This is a genomic window from Metabacillus bambusae (genome assembly GCF_017497975.1).
In the GTDB taxonomy this organism is placed as follows: domain Bacteria; phylum Bacillota; class Bacilli; order Bacillales; family Bacillaceae; genus Metabacillus; species Metabacillus bambusae.
Window position 1 is genome coordinate 1 of sequence record NZ_JAGDEL010000065.1, and the last position, 595, is coordinate 595.

A 595-nucleotide genomic window follows, 5' to 3' on the forward strand; every position below is an offset into this window, starting at 1 on the left:
GCGCTCTCCTCATGGGCTGCAGCCTCAACCAGACCTAGCCGTGCTGGGCGCCGCTCACGGCGGTGAGCAGCCCGGCCATCACCACGGTGATTAGGCCCAGCCGCAGCGAGGTGCGCATCACCGGGATGTGCTTCTTGCGCGCCAGGTGGAAGGCCGCGACGCCCACCACGTACGCGCCGCCGACCAGGAACGAGGCCGTGATCGTGTGCGCGAACTGCGTGATGGCCGTGTTCTGGGTCAGCACCGAGAGGAAGTCGGTGAGTTCGGCGCGGCCGGTCTTCTTGTCGATGTGGTACCCGGTCGGGTGCTGCATCCAGGAGTTTGCCGCGAGGATGAAGTACGCGGACAGGATCGTGCCGAGGGAGACCATCCATATGCAGGCCAGGTGGATCTTCTTCGGCAGCTTGTCCCAGCCGAATATCCACAGGCCCACGAAGGTGGACTCGAAGAAGAACGCGATCAGCGCCTCGAAGGCGAGCGGGGCACCGAAGACGTCACCGACGAAGCGCGAGTAGTCCGACCAGTTCATGCCGAACTGGAACTCCTGCACGATGCCGGTGACCACCCCCATCGCGATGTTGATCAGGAACAGCTT

At 64.2% G+C, this 595-nt stretch carries 1 protein-coding gene; it reads right to left on the minus strand.

The features are described from left to right. Positions 1-34 precede the first annotated feature (34 nt). The coding region (locus I7822_RS30870; RefSeq protein WP_207982562.1) for a cytochrome ubiquinol oxidase subunit I at positions 35-595 on the minus strand (561 nt) is incomplete at its 5' end.